The organism is Streptomyces sp. DvalAA-14 (assembly GCF_900091855.1).
Taxonomy (GTDB): Bacteria; Actinomycetota; Actinomycetes; order Streptomycetales; family Streptomycetaceae; genus Actinacidiphila.
Map to the genome: position 1 here is coordinate 1 of NZ_FMCH01000438.1, position 3,418 is coordinate 3,418.

4 protein-coding genes and 1 pseudogene are annotated in these 3,418 nt (G+C 74.3%); 2 read left to right on the forward strand and 3 right to left on the reverse strand.

All coding sequences use genetic code 11. The features are described 5' to 3' along the window. Nucleotides 1-47 precede the first annotated feature (47 nt). Nucleotides 48-710 (forward strand): DNA-3-methyladenine glycosylase family protein, encoded by a 663-nt coding sequence (locus tag GA0115240_RS23535; protein ID WP_093739378.1) that lies wholly within the window; start codon nt 48-50, stop codon nt 708-710. A 41-nt stretch (nt 711-751) separates the two neighbouring features. Here the strand turns inward: GA0115240_RS23535 and GA0115240_RS23540 are convergent, their stop codons facing one another. Next, nucleotides 752-1,636, reverse strand: a complete 885-nt coding sequence (locus tag GA0115240_RS23540; RefSeq protein ID WP_093739380.1) for an SDR family NAD(P)-dependent oxidoreductase — start codon at nt 1,634-1,636, stop codon at nt 752-754. Between the two features lie 117 nt (nt 1,637-1,753). Next, nucleotides 1,754-2,371, reverse strand: a complete 618-nt coding sequence (locus GA0115240_RS23545; protein WP_093739382.1) for a TetR/AcrR family transcriptional regulator — start codon at nt 2,369-2,371, stop codon at nt 1,754-1,756. A gap of 213 nt (nt 2,372-2,584) precedes the next feature. On the opposite strand from GA0115240_RS23545, the gene GA0115240_RS23550 reads away from it, so the two are divergent. Beyond that, nucleotides 2,585-3,076 (forward strand): DUF4429 domain-containing protein, encoded by a 492-nt coding sequence (locus tag GA0115240_RS23550; RefSeq protein WP_107407202.1) that lies wholly within the window; start codon nt 2,585-2,587, stop codon nt 3,074-3,076. Between the two features lie 55 nt (nt 3,077-3,131). On the opposite strand, the pseudogene GA0115240_RS23555 reads toward GA0115240_RS23550, so the two are convergent. Further along, nucleotides 3,132-3,418: pseudogene (locus tag GA0115240_RS23555) on the reverse strand (DUF3553 domain-containing protein); the annotation flags it as partial.

Below are 3,418 nucleotides of genomic sequence, written 5' to 3' on the forward strand. Positions count from 1 at the left end.
GCACCCGACCCGCGCCCGTCCCGACCCGACCCGTCTCGAGGTGGAAGATGCCCGCCCCGCCCGCAGCGAGGAAAAGGCCGGCCCCCGATCCGTACCGCGTCCTGGCCCGGCGCGACCCGGTGCTCAAGCGCCTCATGCACGAGCACGGCCGCCCCGACCCGTTCGTCCACCACGACGGCGGACGCACCGGGGACGACTATTTCGCCGCGCTCGTACTGGACATCAGCGGTCAGCAGCTGTCGATCGCCGCCGCCTTCGCGGTGTACGACCGGATCGCCGCCGCCACCGGCGGCCGGCCCCACCCGGCGGGGGTCATCGCCCTCGGCCCGGACGGACTGCGGGCCTGCGGGCTGTCCCGGGCCAAGGCGGCCTACGTCACCGGCCTCGCGGAACGCCAGCTGTCCGGCGCCATCGATCTGCGCGGACTGGACCGGCTGAGCGACGAGGAGGCGATGGCGGCGCTGCGGGCCCTGCCCGGGATCGGCCGGTGGACGGCGGAGACGTTCCTGCTGCACGGGCTGCGCCGCCCCGATGTGCTGCCGGCGGACGACATCGGTATCCGCCGGGCCGTCCGGCGGGAATGGGCGCTGGACGCGGCCCCCGGCGCCGAGGAGGTCCGCCGGCGCGGCCTGGCCTGGAGCCCTTACCGGTCCTACGCGGCCGCGCTCCTGTGGCGGTCGCTGCGGCTGACCACGCCGCCCCCGAAGTGACAAGGCGCCGCCGGGATACGGGGACCTGACCGGGCAGGGCGTCAGTCCGCCCGGCCCAGCAGGTCGGTCAGCGGGGTGCGCCCGAGGTCGACGGTGCTGGTGAAGTCGGTGGCCCGGCCTACCGCCGCCCAGGCCGCCGTCTCGTCCTGGCGGACCTGCCCGGCATCGAGCGCGATCCGCACCGCGTCGGTTCCCAGCGGCAGCCGGCGCGGCGGCGTGTCGAGGTCGGCGACCTGGACCAGCAGCCGCGCGGCGCGGGCCGGGTCGCCGGGCTGCTTGCCGTTGTGCTCGACCCGGTAGCGGTGCATCCAGCCGACGGTGGCGGCGTAGTCCTCCGTGGTCTCGGCGATCTCCATCGAGGAGCCGGCCCAGTCGGTGCGGAAGCCGCCGGGCTCCACGATGACGACCTTGATGCCCAGCGGCGCGGTTTCGGCCGCCAGCACCTCGGAGAAGCCCTCGACGCCGAATTTCGCGGTCTGGTAGGGGGCCAGGCCCGGTGTGGCGCCGACCCGGCCGCCGATCGAGGAGAACTGCAGGAACAGTCCGGAGCGCTGCTGGTGGAACACCGGCAGCGCGGCCTTGGTGACATTGATGACGCCGAAGAGATTGGTCTCGATCTGGGCCCGGAACTCCGCCAGCGAGGTGTCCTCGATCGCCGCGCTGTTGGCGTAGCCGGCGTTGTTGGCCACCACGTCCAGACCGCCGAACTCCGTGACGGCGGTCCGGACCGCGGCGTGCGCCGCGTCGGCGTCGGTGGTGTCCAGTGCCACGGCGCGCACCTGGTCGCCGTAGCGGTCGGTGAACTCCGACAGCTGCTCGGGGCGGCGCGCGGTCGCCACCAGCCGGTCGCCGTTGTCCAGCACCGTGCGGCTCAGCTCGCGGCCCAAGCCTCGCGAGGCGCCGGTGATCAGCCATGTCCTGGTCATGTCGTGCCCTTCCGTTGCGTGCGTCCGGCCCGGTGCGGTGCTCTCGACCGTGCGGGCGGAGGATTCCCTCCACTTTAACGGAGGGGTATCTCCACTATAACGGAGGGATGCCTCCGGTCAATCGCGGTCCCGGAGGGCGCCGGGCTCCTGCTGGGCGCGCGCGCCCAGGGCGGGCGGGTAGCGCAGGCCGTCGAGGGCCACACCGGCCACGAAGCCGATCTGGCCGGAGCCGCCGGGGAAGTCCAGCAGCGCGATGCCGGTCAGCAGGCGCAGCACATCGTCCATCCGCACGTCGGCGCGGGCCGCCCCGGCCTCCTGCGCGCGGCGCAGCAGCGGCTCGCCGACGGCGTAGATGGCGGTCCGGCAGGCCAGCACGATCGGCGATTCGCGGGCCATCTCCTCGGTGAAGGCCCGCTTGTTGGTGATGAACCCGGTGAAGTTGCGCAGCCACTGCTCCAGGGCCTCCCACGGCCCGAGGTGCCCGAGCCCCGCGGCCGAAGCGCAGAGCACCTCGACCTCGTGGACGTACACCGCGTCGAAGAGGATCTGCCGGTTTGGGAAATTGCGGTACAGGGTGCCGATGCCGACCCCGGCCCGCCGGGCGATCTCCTCCAGCGGGGCCTTGGAGCCGAGCGCCGCGAAGGCGTCCCGGGCCGCCGCCAGCAGGGCGTCGTAATTGCGCCGCGCGTCGGCGCGCAGCGGTCGGTCCGGCGGTACGGGCAGCGAAAACGTCACGACAGGTCCTCCTCCGGTCCGTCCGGCCCCGGGCGCGCCGCGCGCTCGGCGGACGGCGGCCTCCGGCTACCCGGAGCGGTGCCTCCACTTTACCGGGCGGGCCCGGACCGGGCAGCGGCCACCGCCGCCCGGGCGTTCGCCGACCGGGTCGGCGAAGTATGCACATAACCTGTCATCGCCGGTATGTGCGTGGCAGGATGACCGGGCCACGACATGTCAGGGGGCATGGTGGACATCTTCGACGTGAAGGGCACGACCGGGCGGATCATCTTCGACGGTGAGCAGGTGACGATCCTGCGCGGCGGCCGGCTGGGGCGCTCGGCGCCGGGCGCCGCACAGTTACGGCTGCCCATCACCGAAATCCTCGCGGTCGACTGGCACCCGGCCGGGCTGACCAGGGGATCCATCATGTTCCAGACCGAGCGGACCCGCGGCTTGGCCCGCTTCGGCCGCGACGCCGCCAAGGAGGCGGCCCGGGAGAACACCGTGGCCTTCCGGGCCGGCCAGCAGCCGGAGTTCGCCGAGCTGAAAGTCGCCGTGGAGCGGGCGCTGGCCGCCGGGCGGGGCGACACCGCCCCGGTGGAGTCCGCCGCCACCACCGCCGAGGAGATCGCCCGGCTGTCGCACCTCGTCCAGTCCGGCGCCATCACCCAGCAGGAGTTCCGCCAGGCCAAGAACCGGCTGCTGGGCGGGCAGGGGATGTAGCCGGGCCCGCCGGCCGGCCCGGCCGGCGCGGGCCGACCCACCCGGCCGCCCGCCGTCAGCGGCTGTCGGACACCGTGCTGAGCAGGTTGTTCTCGGTCACCACCGACAGCGAGAGCGTGCGGTAGCCCACGGTCGAGAACAGCACCGTCAGCTTGCCGTCGTCCTCGCTCATCACCTCGCCCTCACCCCACTGGCGGTGCAGTACGCGCACGCCCGGCCGGTAGGGGTGGCGGGGGGCGGGCACGGTCGCGGCCGGGACCCCCACGGAGGCGTCGTCGGCCGCGCGGGAACCGGAGCCGCCCGCCGCGGCGCCGGGCGCGCCCGAGCCGGGCCGCTTCCCCC